The sequence below is a fragment of the Arthrobacter sp. StoSoilB20 genome, assembly GCF_019977295.1.
In the GTDB taxonomy this organism is placed as follows: Bacteria; Actinomycetota; Actinomycetes; order Actinomycetales; family Micrococcaceae; genus Arthrobacter; species Arthrobacter nicotinovorans_A.
In genome coordinates, this window is sequence record NZ_AP024651.1 from 1,232,628 (window position 1) to 1,250,392 (window position 17,765).

Here is a 17,765-nt window from a genome sequence, read left to right on the forward strand (position 1 = left end):
GGGCACACGGATTTCGCTGTCATCGCAGCCTGTCCGCGGTCCCGCCTGATACAACTACAGCACTAAGACCGCAGCCCGGACAGGGCCGCCGAGTACCTGCCTTCGGAAACTGTCGGCCAGGTGAGGCAAACTGTCATGGTGACTTCAAATCTCCAACACCAGTCAGCAGACTCAGCCATCCACGCCCAGATCGCCGAAGAACTCGGCGTCAAGGCGTGGCAAGTCAAAGCCGCAGTGGAACTGCTCGACGCCGGATCCACGGTCCCCTTCATCGCCCGCTACCGCAAGGAAGTCACCGGGACGCTCGATGACACCCAGCTTCGTGACCTCGAGGAACGGCTCAGATACCTGCGTGAGCTCGAGGAACGGCGTAAGTCCGTGCTCGAGGCGATAGCAGCGCAGGGCAAGCTGACACCGGAACTGGAAGCCGCCGTCGTCGGGGCCGACACCAAGGCGCGGCTGGAAGACATTTACCTCCCCTTCAAATCCAAACGGCGAACCAAGGCCCAGATCGCCCGCGAAGCCGGGCTGGAACCACTGGCGGACGTCCTGCTCTCCAACCCGCAACTGGACCCCAACGCCGAGGCCGTGAAGTACCTGAACGCCGAGCACTCAATCGAGGACGCTGCCGCTGCGCTCGCAGGGGCCCGCGCCATCCTGGTGGAGCGGGTGGGGCAGGACGCCGACCTCGCCGAGGACCTGCGCGAACGCCTTTGGAAGCAAGGACGCATGGTGTCGCGCGTGAAGAAGGGCATGGAGTCTGAGGGCCAGAAGTTCAAGGACTACTTCGAGTTCACGCAAGTGCCCTCCGGAATGCCTTCGCACCGGGTGCTGGCGCTGTTGCGTGGTGAAAAGGACGGTGTCCTTGAGCTGGACCTCGCTGAGGCGGACCCAGCCGACGACGACGCCCTGGCCGCCGCCCGCGGTAAGTACGAGAACGCGGTGGCCAAGTGCCTTGGGGTCGCCAACCAGGGACGGCCCGCCGATACCTGGCTGATGCAGACCGCCCAGCTCGCCTGGCGCGGACGGATCCTGGACAGGCTGACCACCGACCTCCGCGGACGTATGTTCGCTGACGCTGAAGACGAAGCTGTTCGTGTGTTCGCGGCCAACCTGCGCGATGTCCTCCTTGCCGCGCCTGCCGGGAACCGCGCCACCCTCGGGCTCGACCCCGGACTCCGGACCGGCGTGAAGGTGGCCGTGGTGGACGGCACGGGCAAGGTTGTCACCACGGACACCATCTACCCGCACGCACCTGCCAGGAAGTGGGATGAAGCGCTGGCCACCCTTGGCCGCCTCGCCAAGCAGTACAACGTGGAATTGGTGGCGATCGGCAACGGAACAGCCTCCCGCGAAACTGACAAGCTGGCTACCGAACTCATCAAGTCCCTCGAAGCTGCAGGGTCCAAGGGAATTCAGAAGCTGGTGGTGTCCGAAGCTGGAGCGTCTGTGTATTCGGCCTCCGCACTCGCCGCGTCCGAACTGCCAGGCATGGACGTTTCCCTCCGCGGCGCCGTGTCCATTGCCCGACGACTCCAGGATCCCCTGGCGGAGCTGGTCAAGATCGAGCCGAAGTCAATCGGCGTGGGCCAGTACCAGCACGATGTCACCGCAGCGAAGCTGGACCGCTCGCTGGATGCCGTGGTGGAAGACTGCGTCAACGCTGTGGGTGTGGATGTGAACACTGCCTCGCCGGCTCTGCTCAGCCGTGTGGCCGGCGTCGGACCGCTCCTGAGTGAGAACATCGTGGCCTACCGGAACGAGAATGGTCCGTTTGCCAAGCGCAGCGACCTCAAGAAAGTACCCCGGCTTGGAGCCAAAGCTTTCGAGCAGTGCGCGGGCTTCCTCCGGATCACCGGGGGTGCCGAGCCACTGGATGCCTCCAGCGTGCACCCGGAAGCATATTCTGTGGCCCGGAAAATTCTGGTCGCAGCCGGAGGCGGACCGGCCACGGCGCTTGATCCGCAGGCATTCGTGGACGGCACATTCGGCCTGCCCACCGTGAAGGACATCATGTCCGAGCTGGAGAAGCCCGGCCGGGACCCGCGTCCCGCGTTCAAGGCGGCCTCGTTCTCTGAGGGCATCGAGAAGATCTCAGACCTCAAGCCCGGCATGATCCTTGAAGGCACCGTTACCAACGTGGCAGCGTTCGGTGCGTTCGTGGACGTCGGGGTGCACCAGGACGGTCTTGTCCACGTGTCGGCGTTGTCCAACAAGTTCGTCTCGGATCCGCGCGAAATCGTGAAGTCCGGCCAGGTGGTCCGGGTCAAGGTCCTCGAAGCCGACCCCGAACGGAAGCGTATTTCCCTGACCTTGAGGCTCGACGACGAACCCGGCTCTGCGGGTGGCCGCGGCTCCGGCGGGCGTGCTTCGGGCGGGCAGAGTGTCGGCGAGCGTGCAGGTAGCCAGCGCGGCGGGGGACAGCCGGGTCAGCGTGGCGGGGGACAGCCGGGTCAGCGTGGCGGGGGTCAGCCGGGTCAGCGTGGCGGGGGTCAGCCGGGTCAGCGTGGCGGGGGTCAGCCGGGTCAGCGTGGCGGAGGTCAGCCCGGTCAGGGGGCGCCGCGGCAGGGACAGAGTGATCGCGGGCAGGGCGGCTCGCGGCAAGGAAGGCCCCAGCAGTCCCCGGAACCCGCGAACACTGCCATGGCAGAAGCGCTCCGCCGGGCCGGACTCGGGAAGTAGGCCAACCGCCGTCGAATCCTCGCCTTGGTTCGCCCGACACACAACAGCCTGACGCGCAACGCACCATGGTGGGTCGGGCAAACAAGGCCGGGTCTGCCCGGCGCGCGTGGGCTACAAACGCCCGTGGGCTACAAACCCGCTGTCTTGGCGTCCCACCCCACCGCGTCCGCTGGTTGCAAAGCCATAGGCAGCCAGCGTCCGATCCGGGTGAATGCTTCGCGCCGGATGGGCTCGGGGGACAGGAAGATGTCGTGGAAGGCATTGGGCAGCCGGCTCACAGTTACGGTGTCCGCCAAGGACAACGACCGGTGGGCCACTGCGTCCACGTTCAAGGCAACGTCGGCAGTGAGCGCATCGGCGGACCACTTGGGCTGCAGGTAGCTCTTGTCCGAGAGCAATACCAGGACTGGTGCGTCGATGCCCAAACCGGCGGCAACGGTGGCTTGGCCGCGGAACACGGCGTCGAGGAAGGCCGGAGTAACCGGGAAGCCCCGGTCTGGCCGCCATTCGAGGTTGTAGTCCCACTCGCCATCCAAGGTGGCTGATACTGCCCGGGTATAGATGCCCGGATCTACTGGTGGCAGTGGGGCCAAAGGGTGGAGCCGGGCGTGGAGCCCAACCAACGGCGCAATGGCACGCCGGCCGAGTTCGGTCGCCTGGAATTCCAACCAGGGACTGTTGAGGATCAGTGCTGAAACCATGCCGGGGTGGCGGGCAGCCCACAGGCTGAGCGTGAGTCCGCCGGTGGAGTGCCCCAACAGGATAAGCGGCCGATCCTCAGCGGTAGTCCCGGTAGCCCCGGTAGTCCCGGTAGCCCCGGCAGCGCCTGTGCGGCCCATGGCGGACAGGGCGGCTGAGATGTCGGCGTCATAGTCGGAGAGACTGGTGACAAAGCCCGGTACCAGGTCCGGGCTTAGGCTCCGGCCGTAGTTGTGTAGATCCAGGGCGTAGAAGCGGGCACCGGCCCGGTGCCAGAAGTCTGCGACATGGCGTTGGAAAAAGTAGTCGGACCAGCCGTGCACATAAAGGACGTCGGCGTCGAGGCCAACACTTTCAGCGTCGGGGTAAGGCCGGTCATTGCCAAGGTAGCGCACCAAGGTGGCGACAGCACCGTCGTCGAGGGTCAGCGTTTGCTGTTCAAAACCTTCGCCAAGAATGTCCGGTTTCCATGGCTGGGTCATGACGTCGATCGTAGCGGCTCGCCGGCGTCGGGGCCCTTTTCCTTCTGCCACGGCCATTTGCCCGTAATTTCCAGCTCGAGGGAGAAGCTGAGGAAGGTCCGGATGAGCACGATGATTGCCAGCACTCCGACGCTTTCAAAAGTGGGGGTGACGGCGACGGTACGGATGATGTCGGCCGCCACCAGAAGCTCCAGGCCCAGGAGGATGGACCGGCCAAGCAGTTGCCGGTACGAGCGGTAGGGCGTGAACGGAGTGAGGCCGCGTGCGCGTTTGGGCTGATACCCGCGCAGCGCGAGCGGGATGGAAACCAGCGCTCCGATCACCATGACCGCCACCCCGGCCGCGTCCATGTACCGGCCAACTTGCTCAATGATGTGCTGGAAATCCATGGCCCTCCCCGATAGCTGCGTGCACCCACCGTCTCACAGAACACAGAACACAGAACACAGAACACAGAACACAGAACACAGAACGACGGCGGCAGCCCGGGTTCCGTAAGAACAGAACCCGGGCTGCCGCCGTCGTGCGTTATTGGGTGGTGCCGCTACAGCGCCGGCGCCGGGACCGGGAAGAAGACCCGGGGATCCTGAAGGAGCGCGGGGTAGTCGAAGTCGGAGCGCTTGATCACGTTGGTGACTTCGAAGTTGCGGGCAAACCGGCCATCTACCGTGATGGGCCGGCCTTGGATCAAACCAACGGCGAATGTCTGGCCGTTGTCGAAGGGTACCGCCAGTTCCGTCTTGCCGGGCAAGGTGTTGAAGGCGCGCTCCTGGGCTTGGCGCTTCCGCGTGGGCTTCTTCTCCGGGGGTGCAACCGGCCGCTTCTTGGGACCGCCCACCTGGCGGCGGGACTTCTCCTCGGCGTACACAAACTGGTACTCGTCAGGGTCCGTGGCCGGTGTTGCCTTCGCCTTGCCGTGCGGGGGCATGCTCACAACGGTGAGTTGCTCCGGGCGGAGGTCTTCGACATTGGAGCGAAGGATCAGGAGGCGGTCCTCTTCCGGGTCCTCGGGGTGGAACTCGTGCTTGGGCTCAGGCCACACGTATTCCAGCTTTTCCTCCGTGCCCGGGAACAGCTGTGCGTAGTACTTGGGGTCCTTGCTGAGCAGCTTGGACCGGTGGCTGAGGTGCAGGTCCTCGTATCCGAGCCACGGCGGCATGACAATCCGGGAGGCATAGTCCGGGTGGGCTGCCTGCGGGGCGAACTCGGCGATGTTCGCGCGCGTGTTGTCCGGGTGCCCACGTTCCATCCATTCGTCGGCCATGGCCAGGCCGTACATGGTCAGCGCGGGGACATGGCCCATCCACATCCGGACAGCCGGGTGCTGCTGCCAACCGTACTCCGGGATCACCAACGCGCGGAGGACCTGGAGCGCTTCGACGCGCTGCTTGCCGAGCCTGGAAGTGTCGAGGGCTTTGGCACTTTCACGGAAATCGGCGAAAGGGAGGAAAGTCTGCATCCTTTCAGTTTGAGGGTGCCGGGCGTGAGAACCAAGTTGAGTGCTCCGGGACACGTGCCATTGTTGGGGCCTAGAGTTGCAGGGTGGAAACTTTTGACGAGAAAACTGTCACCACGGCGCCCCCGGTTGCCGAATTGCACCTGCACATCGAAGGGACTCTCCAGCCAGAGCTGATCTTTGCCCTGGCCGAACGTAACGGCATTGAGTTGCCGTACCAAGACATCGAGGAACTGCGCGAGAAGTACCAGTTCACGGACCTGCAGTCCTTCCTGGACCTGTACTACGCCAACATGGCTGTGCTGCAGACAGAGCAGGACTTCACCGACATGACGCGTGCCTACCTGGAGCGGGCTGCCGCCGGGGGAGTGCGCCACGCGGAAATTATGATGGATCCCCAAGCGCATGTCTCCCGCGGTGTCGCCCTGGAAACCTGCGTCAACGGAGTGGCCAACGCCTTGGCTACCTCGGAAGAGGACTTCGGGGTCTCTACGCTGCTCATTGCCGCATTCCTGCGGGACATGTCCGAGGACTCCGCCTTGGAGGTTTTGGATCAGCTCCTTGCCATGCACGCGCCCATCGTGGGCATCGGTCTGGACTCGGCAGAGGTGGGTAATCCGCCGTCGAAATTTGAACGCCTGTACCAGCGCGCCGGCGAGGCTGGGCTCCGCCGGATAGCCCACGCAGGAGAAGAAGGTCCGGCCAGCTACATCACCGAGGCGTTGGACGTGCTTCACGTGGAGCGGATTGACCACGGCATCCGCTGCATGGAAGACACCGAGGTGGTCCAGCGGTTGGTGGCCGAGCAGGTGCCGCTGACGGTCTGCCCGTTGTCCAACGTTAGGCTGCGCGCAGTGGACAAGTTGGCTGACCACCCGTTGCCCGAAATGCTGGCCATCGGCCTGAATGTTTGCGTGAACTCGGACGACCCCGCCTACTTTGGCGGCTACGTGGACGATAACTTTGAGCAGCTGGCCAAGGTCCTGGAATTCTCGGTGCCGGAGCAGGCTACGTTGGCTGCCAACTCCATCCGTTCCTCGTTTGCCAGTGACGCGCGGAAATCCGTCCTGCTGGACGAGGTCACTGAGTGGGTAAAAGCCTCGGTACCCCACCCTTAGCCCGCGCGCCGGCGTCCCAGCTGAGACCCGTACATCACTTGCGGCGTCGGGGATGTCACACTCAGTCACGACACACGGTGTTTACGTTCTGCAGTCGCGGGAATTAACAATTCATTGGCAAACTGCAAAGAGAGTAATCACCTTTGAAGGAGAAGCATGGGCGCGAACACCGCCGAAAACACCAACCTTCGTCTGAAGGCCGTACTGGACATCCTCGCTGAAAGTGTGTGGTCCGAGACCACCCTCAACGCAGGCGAAGTCCTGGCCGAAGCGATTGTCCGCGTACCTTTCAATGATCACGAGGCTGAGCTGCTCAGCGGGGGGATCCCCCGCGGGCACAAGACCCTGACGTCGGCGTCGGCCAAGCTGGTCAAGGCCGGTTGGCTGGTCAAGGGCCGTTCTGGCTGGACCATTCCGGAGGACGGCTTGCGTGCCACGGTGGCCTTCCCGGATGCGGCCGCCTTTGGAGCAGCGCTCGACGCCGGAACTCCGGTTCCGTCCGACGTCGCCGTTCCCACGGCCCCGCCAGTGAAGCCTGCGGCGAAAAAGGCAGCAACGAAACGGGCTGCAGCCAAGAAGGCAACCGGCCCCGCAGTTGCCGCGACCGACGTGGCTGAGCCGAAGGTTGCTGCCGCCAGGGTCTCGGCACCCAAGGCCAAAGCTGCTACGGGCAAGGCTGCAGCCGCCGAGTCTGGATCCACCGAGTCTGAATCCACCGAAGCTGCAGCTGGGGAGTCTGCACCCACACAGAAGAAGGCGCCGGCGGCGAAGAAGGCTACACGCAAGGCACCGGCGAAAGCAGCGACGCCTCCCGCCGTCGAAACCCTGCCGCAGCCGGACGCCGTAGCGGTTGCCGGGGACTTCAACAAGATCCTCGGTGCTCCGGAGGATTGGGCGCCACAGTATGACGAAGCCCAGATGGAGTTCAACCCGCTGGTCCAGGTATGGACCATCACGGCTGAACTGCCCGCCGGTTTCTACACCTACAAGATCGCGCTCAACCGCTCGTGGGACGAGAACTATGGTGCGTTCGGTGCCCGCGACGGCGCCAACCACGAGTTGAACCACGACGGCGGCCCGGTCACCATCACGTACAGCCACGCTACCCGGGACATCGTGGTCAGCTAAGTTCCTTTGCCGGCATCAAACCTGCCCTTGTTCGCTCCACTCCCAGTTCAACGGTGAGTGGGACGGGCAGGGGCAGGTTTTCGTTAAGGTGGTTCCATGACTGACCAAGCCCAGCGCGTCACAGCCCGCATCACCGGCGTTGTCCAAGGCGTGGGTTTCCGCTATTGGACTGCCCGGAGAGCTGACGAGCTCATGCTGAAGGGAACGGTCCGCAACAACCACGATGGCTCTGTGCAATTGGTTGCCGAGGGAACTGTCTCCGACGTTGAGCACCTCGTGGCATGGCTCCACTCCACCCGCGCGCCCGGCCGTGTGGAGAATGTTGACCTTGAGCTCTCCGAAGCAACAGGGGAGTTCAGCGACTTCCGGATTGTGGACTAGCGAGTCTGCGGATGCTACGCCCCTGGTGACGTGGTGGTCAGGCCTGACTCTGTAGCGGCAAGGAGCAGTTCATGGTCATAAGCAACCAACTTGTCGGTCTGGAGCCGAATGGCTGTGGCCAAATGAATGGCATCGGCGCTGCGAAGTTGTCCCGGAAGGGCAGCTGCATACATGAGATCTGAGCGGGTTACGTCCACCAGATTGATGCCGGCCAAAACGGCATTGACAACGTCGAACGGCATATTCCTGCGACGGGCCGCGCAGTGCAGCTCTGTGTAAAGGAGCATGGAGGCCACCAGGTGACCTCCGGAGGCTGCTACCTCTACCAAGTAGGCGGCAGCGGCTGAGGACTCGCGTTCATTGACCACCAACTTCATGGCGGCTGAAGTGTCTACGTAGGCGATCACCGATCGCCACGCAGATCGGCCAGGATCTCGGCTGTGGTCATGTCGCTGCTGATGCGAGGCAGGAGAGTGAAGTCCACAGGCGACTCACTGGCGGGCCGGACGCTGCCCGCTTGGAGAAGTCGCTCAAATGGCGAAGCTGATGGAGGAATGAGGGTGGCCGTCACCTCGCCATTGTTGGTGACGTCAATGACTTCCCCATTCTTGACGCGTTCCAGAATCTTACTGCTCTGGTTGCGTAGTTCCCGGTGCGGAATAGTTGTCATGGCTTGCCTCCGTAGCAATCGTAGCACGCGGGTTTTGGAGCCCCCTCGCGCGTATCAAGCGGGCTGGGCAGCGGTCTTCGTCGCCTCGATGTAGTGCTCCAATGGCTTCAAAGCCGGCTGGGATGAGGCATCCCGGACGGCGTCCGCTCCAACGGCATTGGCGACAGCCAAAGCGTGTGCATATTCCAGTCCGGACTGAAGTGCCAGGACCAGCGCCGCGCAGAAGGCGTCCCCGGCTCCGATGGTGTTGGCGATATCGTTCACAAGCACGGCAGGAGCCTCGGCCACCCGTTCGCCGTCGACAAAGATGGCCGATCCATCCCCGCCGTAGGTCACTGCCACCAGCGGGGCGTCACGAAGAGCGGGGATCAGCTCATACTCCGTCTCGTTCACGATCACCAGGTCACAGCGCTCCAGGAGTTCAGGAATGAGCGGTGCCGCAGGGGCGGCGTTCAGGGCGAAGAAGCCCTTGGCCTGCCGCGCGGCTTCCAAGACAACGTCCTGGTCCACTTCGAGCTGGCAGAGAACGGCCTCGTTTGCACCGAAGGTCACGCCCTCCAGGGCCACATCCGCGTTGGCGCCCGGGCACACCACAATCTGGTTCTCGCCGTTGCTGTCCACCAGCACCAGCGCGGTGCCCGTGGCCGCGTCCACGCGGGCGATGTCCTGGACGTCGACGCCGGCACCTGCCATGGCGCTGATGAGGCTGAGTCCGGCGTCGTCCTGGCCCACTGCCCCCACCATGCGGGAAGTGCCGGCGAGCCGGGCTGCCGCAACGGCTTGGTTGGCGCCCTTGCCGCCGGGCTGCTGGCGGAGGACTCCGCCGCCCACGGTTTCACCGGGGGAGGGGAGTCGTTCGGCTGTGGCAGTGATGTCGAGGTTGATGCTGCCCACTACGGTCAGGGAAGAGGGCGCAGCAGGCTGGAGGGACGTGCTCATGGAAGGTCCTTTACGGAAGATCGGGGAGGTAAATCAGGAGGACTGGATGACGGAGAGATGGCCCGCCTTGGCAGCTACGAGGCATTTGGCAAGGTAGAACGCATTGCCGTTGCGGCGAACGTATTGGGTGAGGACCAGCACGGGGTCGGAGGGGCGCAGTCCCAGCAGCTTTGCGCGGCTGGGGCCGGCGGTGCTGAGGCTGATCTGGCATTCGCCGGGGCCGAGGGACATGCCCGGGAGCCCACCCAGGACCTCGAGGAGCGTTGAGGCGGACAACGTGGGGGCTTCTGCTGCCTCGGCGAGCGCTTCGGCTTCGGGTATTTCCTGGGCCACGTTTTCCTGCAGGTGGGCAACGGGTTCGCCGTTGCGGATCAGCACGCTCTCCCAGAACCACACATCCTGGTCGGGCTGGACTCCGATGCCGGGCGCCACGAATTCGGACGCCGGCTGCTTGATGGCCGCCACCCGTTTGACCTGGATGTCTTGCTCGGTTCCGCCAAGGAGTTGATCGAAGGGGCGGATGTGCTCGATTCCGATGCGGGGGAGTGAGTCGGCAACAAAGCGGCCAACACCCCGCCGTGCGCGGGTAAGGCCGTCTTCTTCGAGCAACATCAGGGCTTCCCGGATCACGGTGCGGCTGACGTCCATCATGGTGCCCAGTTCGGTCTCGGTGGGCAGCAGTGAGCCGGGCGGCAGGATTTTGGTCCTGATGGCTTCGGCTATGCGCGAGTAGGCTGCGACGCGCAAGGGCTGGCCCGGCTGGGCAGCGATGGGTCGTGACAGGAACTGGACGGCGTTGTCGGTCAAGGGTGCCTCACTTGGGATGGGTTACGGACACTGTACCGGATGACTGTGATAGGTTGCACAAGCTCGTAATACATGCTTGTATAACAACTCACATCTCGTGGCGCCGCCCCGCGCCCTCGGACAAAGGAGTTTGATGTGAACATCCCCACCGCCACAGGCCCGAACACAGTAGACGGGCAGCCCGTGAACACCCAACCCCCGGGAGCATCGGCAGCAACAACTGAGCAGACGGACGAGGGCCGCTTCCATGGCAAAGCCGCTGCGCTGCTGATCACCACGCTGGTTTTGGCCGTGCTGGCCTTCCAACTCAACGCCAGCATGATCACCCCGGCACTGCCGCATATCGGTTCCTTCTTTGGCGAATCCCCTGAAGCCGTGGCGCAGGTTCAGTCCATGTTCTTCCTGGCAGGAGCAATTTCCGGTCCCGTGATCGGGCGGTGGAGCGACTTCATCGGCCGCCGGAACGCTTTGTTGCTGGTTTTGGCTGTCATGGCCGTCGGAACCGTCCTGTGCATTTTCGCGCCCACGCTGCCATTGCTTGTCACTGGCCGGTTCATGCAGGGCGTCTCGAGCGCCATCTTTGCGCTGTCCTACATCGTGCTCAACGAGTACCTGCCCGCCCGGCTCTTCGGAACATCCATCGGCATCATCGCGGCCATCAACGGTGGCGTTGGCGGAGTGGACGGCTACTTCGGCGGGCTCATGGCCGAGACCCTGGGCTTCCAGTCGATCTTTGTTGCCGTGCTGGTCCTGGCCGCGATCGCCGTCGTGTGTGTCATCAAAGTGGTTCCCGGCGGAAAATCCGCCGTCGCTCCGGGCCGGATGGACTGGTGGGGTGCGGGCTCGCTGTCTGTGTTCCTGGTCTTCATCACCTATTTCGTGTCCACGGGCTCCTCGGCTGGCTGGACCTCACCTGCCGCGCTCGGCCTGCTCGCGGGCAGCATCGCTTCCTTCACCGCGTTCTGGCTCATTGAGAAGAAACGCGAGACACCCCTTGTTGCCGTCCACCACCTCCGCTCACGCCAGGTTTGGCCGGTCATCGCCACTACCGTGCTGACCCTCGCCGGAATCTTCGCCATCATCAACTTCACCGTGGTGCTCCTCAGCCAGGACAAGGAGAGCGGCTTTGGCCTCTCCGCGTCGGTTGCCGCCCTGCTGTTCCTGACTCCTGCCGCCCTCATCGGCGTCTTTGCCGCTCCGCTCGCCGGCTGGATCGCCGACCGCCGTGGCTGGATCAAGACCGTCCGCGTGGGCACGGCAACCAGCCTCGCCTGCGCAATCGTCGCTGCACTGTTCTCACACAACCAGGTGGCGGTCCTCATCGCCATTGCCGCGCTGGGCGTCTTCTACAACGGCTTCTTCCTTACTGCGATCAACGGATTGTCCGTGCTGCTCTCGCCCAAGGAAGCGCCCGCTGCCTTGCCGGGTATCAACGGTGCCTCGTTCGGCATCGGGGCGAGTCTCGGCGTCGTGATCGTTGCACCGTTCGCGGGCGTCGGCACCGCGGCCGGTTACTCCACAGCCTTGTGGATCTCAGTGTCCATCACGGCGCTGGCTTTCATCGTCAGCCTCTTTATTGCAGCCCCCAAGGGCGAAAAGATCTAACGCACGACGCCGGCACCACGCTTTTGGCGCCTAGCGCACACCCCAACTGGACATCCGAGCAGAACCCGACACGCTGCACGTTGCATCCACCGCACAACTCACAACTGCAGCCCGATCCACCTGAAACGAGAGACCACCATGACCCAGCCCGCACCCTTCTTCCTCGACTGCGATACCGGCATTGACGACGCCTTGGCTCTCGCCTACCTCCTGGCCTCTCCGCAGGCAGACCTGGTGGGTATCGGCACCGTCAGCGGCAACGTCAGTGCAGCCGGTGGTGCCCGGAACACCCTGGACTTGCTGAAACTGGCCGGCCACCCGGACGTTCCCGTGGCAATCGGTGCGCACGATCCCCAGGTTGGTACTTTCCACGGCGGCGCCCCGCACGTCCACGGTGACAACGGCATCGGTGGAGTGGACCTGGTCCGGTCCCACCGCGAACCGGTGGAGGCTACCGCAGCGGAACTGCTAGTCCAGTTGGCGCACCAGTACGCGGGGGAGTTGCAGCTGGTGGCGATTGGCCCGTTGACCAACATTGCCCAGGCCTTGCGCCTGGAACCCAAGCTGCCCGAACTCGTTGCCGGGGTCACCATCATGGGTGGCGCGGCGCTGGCACCGGGCAACATTACGCCGGTGGCCGAGGCCAACATCGCCAACGATCCCGAAGCTGCAGCCGAGGTCCTGGCGGCGGCCTGGAACGTGACGCTGGTACCTCTGGATGTCACCATGACCAACGTCCTGGAGGAAAACCACCGCCAGGAACTGCTCGCCAACGAGCACCCCGTCTCGCAGGCATTGGGCCAGATGCTGGGCTATTACTTCGGCTTCTATGTCGATATCTTCGGCCGGGCATGCTCTGCGATGCACGACCCCCTCGCCGCCGCCATCGCCGTCAGGGGAGTGGAGCTGGCCTCGGCACCAACCGTCCGCGTCCAGGTGGACACTACGGACGGACCGGGACGCGGACAGACAGTGTGCGATCTCCGAGGGCTCTATGCTGGCCTGCCGGATCAGCGGGGCGCTCGTTGCCGCGTGGTCCTGGAAATCGGCGAGGACTTCGCGCCCCACCTGTTGGGAACCCTGCAGGCGGCCTGGCTGACGGAATCTGAAGTGATAAGGGCAGTGGAACCTGTCGCCTGACTGGCGGAAGAGTAACTGGCGGAAGAGTGACAGGGGACGACGACGGCGGCAGCGGCCCGCCGTCGTCGTCCTCTTTTAAGCCGCTGTTATTCAGGCCCGCTACGCGTACATGAGCGAGCCGGGCGTGGTCAGGGTTTCGCCGGTCTCGAGCCAGGTCTTGAGGCCGGACAGGATCATGGGCCAGCCGCCGTAGAGTTGGTCGTTTGCGCCTTCGCGGAGCTGATCGTGCGTGACGGTGAGGTGGCATGAGTCGCCCACGGGTTCAATTTCCCAGGTGATGCGCGAGGTGCCCTCGGCTTTGACATCCTCGCCCCACAGCGCCTGCATGGTTTGGACGAGCCGGCGTGGGGGATCAACCTCGATGTTCTCGCCCTCGCCCAGCGGAGCATCGGCCTTGGGGTTCCGCATTTCGAAGCGGCTGCCCGGCGTCCAATCGGAGCTCAGCGTGTTCCCGAACTGGTACTTGCTGCGGATCTCGCTGGTGGTGATGGCTTCCCAGAGCCGTTCCGGGGTGGTCTTGATATAGATTTCGAAGATCTTTTCCATGGGACTTTCCAATCTGGATTTGAGGTCGCTGAGGGCAGCGGCCCATGGTTCTGAGTATTTACTCACCCAGCGGTCGTGGATGAGGCGGATGGGTACCGGGTTGAGGAAGTGCAGCTTTTCACGACCCCGACGGCGGGTGACGACCAGTCCGGCATCTTCCAGGAGCTTGAGGTGCTTGGCGATGCCGAAACGGGTCATTTCGAACCGGGCGCCCAAGGCAGACGCGGACTGGCCGTCCTCGCGGAAGAGCTCGTCCAGCAATTCCCTGCGGGTGGTGTCTGCCAAGGCCTTGAACACGGCGTCCATGACCTCAGAATATGTGACCTTTTGGTCACGTGTCAATGGATTTTGGGTCCTTGCCGCCGGGTGGGTGTGCGGGATGGCGGCGAGATCGCGGGAAGGGTGCGGGGATGGCGGCGAGGTCGCGGGAAGCGTGACGGGGGCGTGCGGGGATGGCGGCGAGATCGCGGGAAGGGTGCGGGAAGGGTGCGGAGATGGCGGCGAGATCGCGGGAAGCGGGCCGGGGGCGTGCGGGGATGGCGGCGAGATCGCGGGAAGCGTGCGGGGATGGCGGCGAGATCGCGGGAAGCGTGCGGGGATGGCGGCGAGATCGCGGGAAGCGTGCGGGGATGGCGGCGAGATCGCGGGAAGCGTGTTGGATCGCCGTTCCGGTCCCGCGATCCCGCAGGCTTTCCCACGAACTCGGCAGTTCGCCCGGCAGGGTAGCTAGCCAGGCAGAGCAGTGACCTGCCAGGGTTGGTCCGAGCCGCCGGCAGCCTCCGATAGTTTCCATGAAGGGTCGGAAACTTAACTGCTTTCAGGTTGATCTGCGCCCGCCACTACTGCGATCCATCGGCCCGAAACCCCGCCAAACGCTTGATTATCCGTTATTTCCGGGGCTCTCATGTTACTCACGGGTTTCCGAAATCAACCTGTTGTTATTGCGTAAACTTTACGATAGTTTCTCTGTGTGATGTGCGTCGCACTGTTGTTCAGGGCGACGAAGGCCGAGTGAAGGACAATGATGACCATCCACCCAGAGGACTTGCGGACAGCCGGGGCGCGGCTGCGGCAACTGCACCAACGAATAGGCGGCGTAGCCTACGGCGGGGACTACAACCCCGAGCAATGGCCGCGCGAAGTCTGGCTTGAGGACGCCAAACTCATGCGGCAGGCCGGGGTAAACCTGGTGACCTTGGCGGTCTTCTCCTGGAGCCGGCTGGAAACCAGCGATGACGTTTTCGATTTCGGCTGGCTGGATGACGTCATGGACCTCATGCATTCGCACGGCATCGGCGTAGACCTGGCAACCCCGGATGCCGTACCCCCGGCTTGGCTGGTGGAGCAGCACCCGGACATCATGCCCGAGCGTCCGGACGGGAGCATCTTCGGCTTCGGTTCCAGGCAGCACTTCGATGTATCCCACCCGGTCTACCGCGCCAAGTCCCTGGCGCTGGCGGAGAAGATGGGCGAGCGCTACGCCAGCCATCCTGCGCTGCGGATGTGGCACGTCGGCAACGAATACGGACCCGTGTCGTATGGTCCGTGGGCTGAGAAGGCGTTCCGTGAGTGGCTCCAGCGGAAGTATTCGTCGTTGGATGAGCTCAACCAGGCCTGGAGCACCACGGTGTGGGGTCAGCTCTACACCGACTGGAGCCAAGTCCGCGTCCCTGCCCAACCCCGCACCTGGTCCAACCCGTCGCGACGCCTGGACTTCCACCGCTTTACCTCGGACAGCATGCTGGAGCACTTCAAGGCCGAGCGGGACATCCTCCGCCGGCACAGCCCGGACCTGCCGATCGTCACGAACTTCATGCGCTTCTACAAGACCAACGACTACTGGGCCTGGGCAGCCGAGGAAGACGCGGCAGCGCTGGATATCTACCCGGACCCGCGGGAGGACGACGCCCACATTGCTGCTGCATTGAACTTCGACCTCATGCGGTCGCTGCGCCACGGACAGCCTTGGATGGTCATGGAGCAGGCAACCGGCGCCGTCAGTCAGTGGTCTGTCAACGTCTCCAAACTTCCGGGCAAGATGCGGCTCGGCTCATACCAGGCCATAGCCCAGGGCGCTGATTCCATCCTGTTCTTCCAGTGGCGGCAAGCCAAGGGCGGCACGGAGCGCTACCACTCGGCCATGGTGAACCACGCCGGACCGAACACCCGGATCTTCCGGGAAGTCTGCGAGCTCGGCCAGGAGTTGAAGTCCCTTGGCGACCTGACGGGCACCAGGTCCACGGCCAAGGTGGCCATCGTTTTCGATTGGGATTGCTGGTGGGCGCTGGAACTCGGCAACTCACCGAGGTCGGACCTGACCTACGCCCAGGAGGTCCTGCGCTTCTACCGCCCGCTGTTCGATGCCAACATCACCGTTGATTTCGTCAACGCCAACAGCGACCTTTCCGGGTACAGCCTGGTGGTCATGCCGGCGTCGTATCTCTTGACTGACAACGCCGCGCGGCGTTTCGAGGACTACGTCGCCGACGGCGGACAGCTGGTGGTCTCCTACCTTTCGGGGATCGTGGACCAGGACAATACCGTCCGGCTGGGCGGCTACCCCGGGGCATTGAGGAACGTCCTGGGCGCCTGGAGCGAGGAAATGCACCCGCTCGCCGGCGCGGATGAGCAAGTAAAGCTCTCAACGGCCGACGGCGGCACCTCCTCCGCGAGCTACTGGACCGAGCACCTGCACGCTGAATCCGCGGAGGTCCTGGCCAGCTACTCGTCGGGCCGCCTTGCCGGCACCCCGGCCGTCACCCGTAACTCCTTCGGGCGCGGCACCGCACTGTACTTATCGGCCCGTATTGATGACGGGTTGCTGAACCAGATATTGGCGGACCAATTGCGCACCGCCGGTGTGGAACCGGAACTGAAGACGCCCGCCGGAGTCCAGGTCCGGCGTCGTACTGGCACCGCAGCTGAGGGCACCGCCGGAAGTTTCCTCCTGGTGCTCAACCACAACGACGCTCCGTCCATGGTGGACGTGCTCGACGGCGGCACGGACCGCCTCAGCGGACGCACGGTCAGCGGGCTGGTTGAGCTCCCTGCCAACGGTGTCCTGATCCTGGACGAAACAACGGGACGGGAGGCTGACTAATGGCACTGCGACTTGATGTTCCGCCCAAGGCAGTGGCCGGCCCTGAGACCGGTGCCGGCAAGAAGCGTCGCGACAAGCCCGGAAGCTGGAAGCTGGCCCTCAAACGCGACTGGCGCCTGTACACATTGCTGGCGCTGCCCTTGCTGTATCTGCTGATCTTCAGATACCTGCCCATGGCCGGCAATGTGATCGCTTTCCGCCAGTTCCAACCCGGCGGCAGCATCTTCGGCGAGAAGTGGGTGGGCTTCAAATACGTCACCCTGTTTATCAACGATCCCAGCTTCTGGCAGGCCTTCCAGAACACCATCATCCTGGGTGTCCTGACCCTGGTGTTCTGCTTCCCGATGCCGATTATTTTTGCCCTGATGCTCAACGAGTTGAGGTCGCAGAAGTTCAAGAAGTTCGTCCAGACTGTGGCCTACCTGCCGCACTTCATGTCAGTAGTGATCATCGCCGGGATGATCCTGCAGAACTTCTCCATGAACGGCACGGTCAACCAAATCGCGGAGTCGTTGTTCGGCACCACCGTGAACTTCACTCAGGACCCCGGGTGGTTCCGGCCCATGTACATCAGTTCCGAGGTGTGGCAGACCATGGGCTGGGGCGCCATCCTCTACCTTGCAGCGCTGACGCGGGTGGACGAGTCCCTGTATGAGGCGGCCAGGATCGATGGTGCCAACCGTTGGCAGCAGACCTGGCACGTGACGCTTCCGGCCATCAGGCCAACCATCATTACCCTGCTCATCCTGAACATCGGCACGTTCATGGCGGTGGGCTTCGAGAAGATCCTCCTCATTTACAACCCGCTCAACTATGCAACCTCAGACGTCATCTCCACCTACCTGTACCGGGTGGGCCTGGAATCCAGCAACTTCAGCTATGCGGCCGCAATCGGAATGTTCGAATCCGTCATCGGCCTCACGCTGATCCTCTCAGCGAACGCGATCTCAAAGCGCCTCGCAGGAACGAGCCTGTGGTGAACAAGACAGCTACTGCCATCAAGGGCGGCGCC

17 protein-coding genes are annotated in these 17,765 nt (G+C 63.7%); 8 read left to right on the top strand and 9 right to left on the bottom strand.

Going from position 1 to position 17,765, the window contains the following annotated elements; genetic code table 11:
• The first annotated feature begins 135 nt into the window (after positions 1–135).
• Entirely contained in the window at positions 136–2,682 is a 2,547-nt protein-coding gene (locus LDN85_RS05715; protein WP_223944823.1) for a Tex family protein, read from the top strand.
• Positions 2,683–2,810: 128 nt separating this feature from the next.
• On the opposite strand, the gene LDN85_RS05720 is transcribed toward LDN85_RS05715, so the two are convergent.
• The 3 genes from LDN85_RS05720 to LDN85_RS05730 form a co-directional block, all read right to left on the bottom strand.
• Positions 2,811–3,863, bottom strand: a complete 1,053-nt coding sequence (locus tag LDN85_RS05720) for an alpha/beta hydrolase (protein ID WP_026548051.1) — start codon at positions 3,861–3,863, stop codon at positions 2,811–2,813.
• Positions 3,860–4,252: a DUF1622 domain-containing protein gene (locus tag LDN85_RS05725; protein ID WP_026543117.1), complete on the bottom strand. Its 393-nt coding sequence runs from the start codon at positions 4,250–4,252 to the stop codon at positions 3,860–3,862. Before LDN85_RS05725 ends, LDN85_RS05720 begins: the two co-directional genes overlap by 4 nt.
• 155 nt (positions 4,253–4,407) lie before the next feature.
• Positions 4,408–5,322, bottom strand: coding sequence for an MSMEG_6728 family protein (locus LDN85_RS05730; RefSeq protein WP_026548050.1), 915 nt, complete (start codon positions 5,320–5,322; stop codon positions 4,408–4,410).
• Between the two features lie 83 nt (positions 5,323–5,405).
• On the opposite strand from LDN85_RS05730, the gene LDN85_RS05735 reads away from it, so the two are divergent.
• The 3 genes from LDN85_RS05735 to LDN85_RS05745 all read left to right on the top strand — a co-directional run bounded on the left by LDN85_RS05735 (position 5,406) and on the right by LDN85_RS05745 (position 7,946).
• Positions 5,406–6,437, top strand: coding sequence for an adenosine deaminase (locus LDN85_RS05735; protein WP_026543115.1), 1,032 nt, complete (start codon positions 5,406–5,408; stop codon positions 6,435–6,437).
• 156 nt (positions 6,438–6,593) lie between these two features.
• Positions 6,594–7,565 (top strand): glycosidase, encoded by a 972-nt coding sequence (locus LDN85_RS05740; RefSeq protein WP_223944824.1) that lies wholly within the window; start codon positions 6,594–6,596, stop codon positions 7,563–7,565.
• Positions 7,566–7,661: 96 nt separating this feature from the next.
• Entirely contained in the window at positions 7,662–7,946 is a 285-nt protein-coding gene (locus LDN85_RS05745; protein ID WP_223944825.1) for an acylphosphatase, read from the top strand.
• 14 nt (positions 7,947–7,960) lie between these two features.
• On the opposite strand, the gene LDN85_RS05750 is transcribed toward LDN85_RS05745, so the two are convergent.
• From LDN85_RS05750 to LDN85_RS05765, 4 genes are read right to left on the bottom strand one after another with little or no spacing between them, the layout of a single operon-like run.
• Complete coding sequence (locus LDN85_RS05750) at positions 7,961–8,353, bottom strand: type II toxin-antitoxin system VapC family toxin (RefSeq protein ID WP_091551006.1); 393 nt, start codon at positions 8,351–8,353, stop codon at positions 7,961–7,963.
• Complete coding sequence (locus tag LDN85_RS05755; protein WP_026548047.1) at positions 8,350–8,616, bottom strand: type II toxin-antitoxin system prevent-host-death family antitoxin; 267 nt, start codon at positions 8,614–8,616, stop codon at positions 8,350–8,352. Before LDN85_RS05755 ends, LDN85_RS05750 begins: the two co-directional genes overlap by 4 nt.
• Positions 8,617–8,670: 54 nt before the next feature.
• Positions 8,671–9,555, bottom strand: a complete 885-nt coding sequence (locus LDN85_RS05760) for a PfkB family carbohydrate kinase (protein ID WP_223944826.1) — start codon at positions 9,553–9,555, stop codon at positions 8,671–8,673.
• 33 nt (positions 9,556–9,588) lie between these two features.
• Positions 9,589–10,362, bottom strand: coding sequence for a GntR family transcriptional regulator (locus LDN85_RS05765; protein WP_223944827.1), 774 nt, complete (start codon positions 10,360–10,362; stop codon positions 9,589–9,591).
• 183 nt (positions 10,363–10,545) lie between these two features.
• Here LDN85_RS05765 and LDN85_RS05770 point away from each other — a divergent pair, with 183 nt between their 5' ends.
• Positions 10,546–11,967, top strand: coding sequence for an MFS transporter (locus LDN85_RS05770; protein WP_223945429.1), 1,422 nt, complete (start codon positions 10,546–10,548; stop codon positions 11,965–11,967).
• 138 nt (positions 11,968–12,105) lie between these two features.
• Positions 12,106–13,107, top strand: a complete 1,002-nt coding sequence (locus tag LDN85_RS05775) for a nucleoside hydrolase (protein ID WP_223944828.1) — start codon at positions 12,106–12,108, stop codon at positions 13,105–13,107.
• A gap of 99 nt (positions 13,108–13,206) precedes the next feature.
• On the opposite strand, the gene LDN85_RS05780 is transcribed toward LDN85_RS05775, so the two are convergent.
• Positions 13,207–13,959 (bottom strand): metalloregulator ArsR/SmtB family transcription factor, encoded by a 753-nt coding sequence (locus tag LDN85_RS05780; protein WP_223944829.1) that lies wholly within the window; start codon positions 13,957–13,959, stop codon positions 13,207–13,209.
• Positions 13,960–13,984: 25 nt separating this feature from the next.
• Entirely contained in the window at positions 13,985–14,446 is a 462-nt protein-coding gene (locus LDN85_RS05785) for a hypothetical protein (RefSeq protein ID WP_223944830.1), read from the bottom strand.
• A 228-nt stretch (positions 14,447–14,674) separates the two neighbouring features.
• Here LDN85_RS05785 and LDN85_RS05790 point away from each other — a divergent pair, with 228 nt between their 5' ends.
• Both LDN85_RS05790 and LDN85_RS05795 read left to right on the top strand, forming a co-directional pair.
• The gene (locus LDN85_RS05790) at positions 14,675–16,753 is read left to right on the top strand and encodes a beta-galactosidase (protein ID WP_223944831.1); all 2,079 of its coding nucleotides are present in this window, start codon (positions 14,675–14,677) and stop codon (positions 16,751–16,753) included.
• Entirely contained in the window at positions 16,753–17,733 is a 981-nt protein-coding gene (locus LDN85_RS05795) for an ABC transporter permease subunit (RefSeq protein ID WP_091551000.1), read from the top strand. Before LDN85_RS05790 ends, LDN85_RS05795 begins: the two co-directional genes overlap by 1 nt.
• Positions 17,734–17,765: the final 32 nt, after the last annotated feature.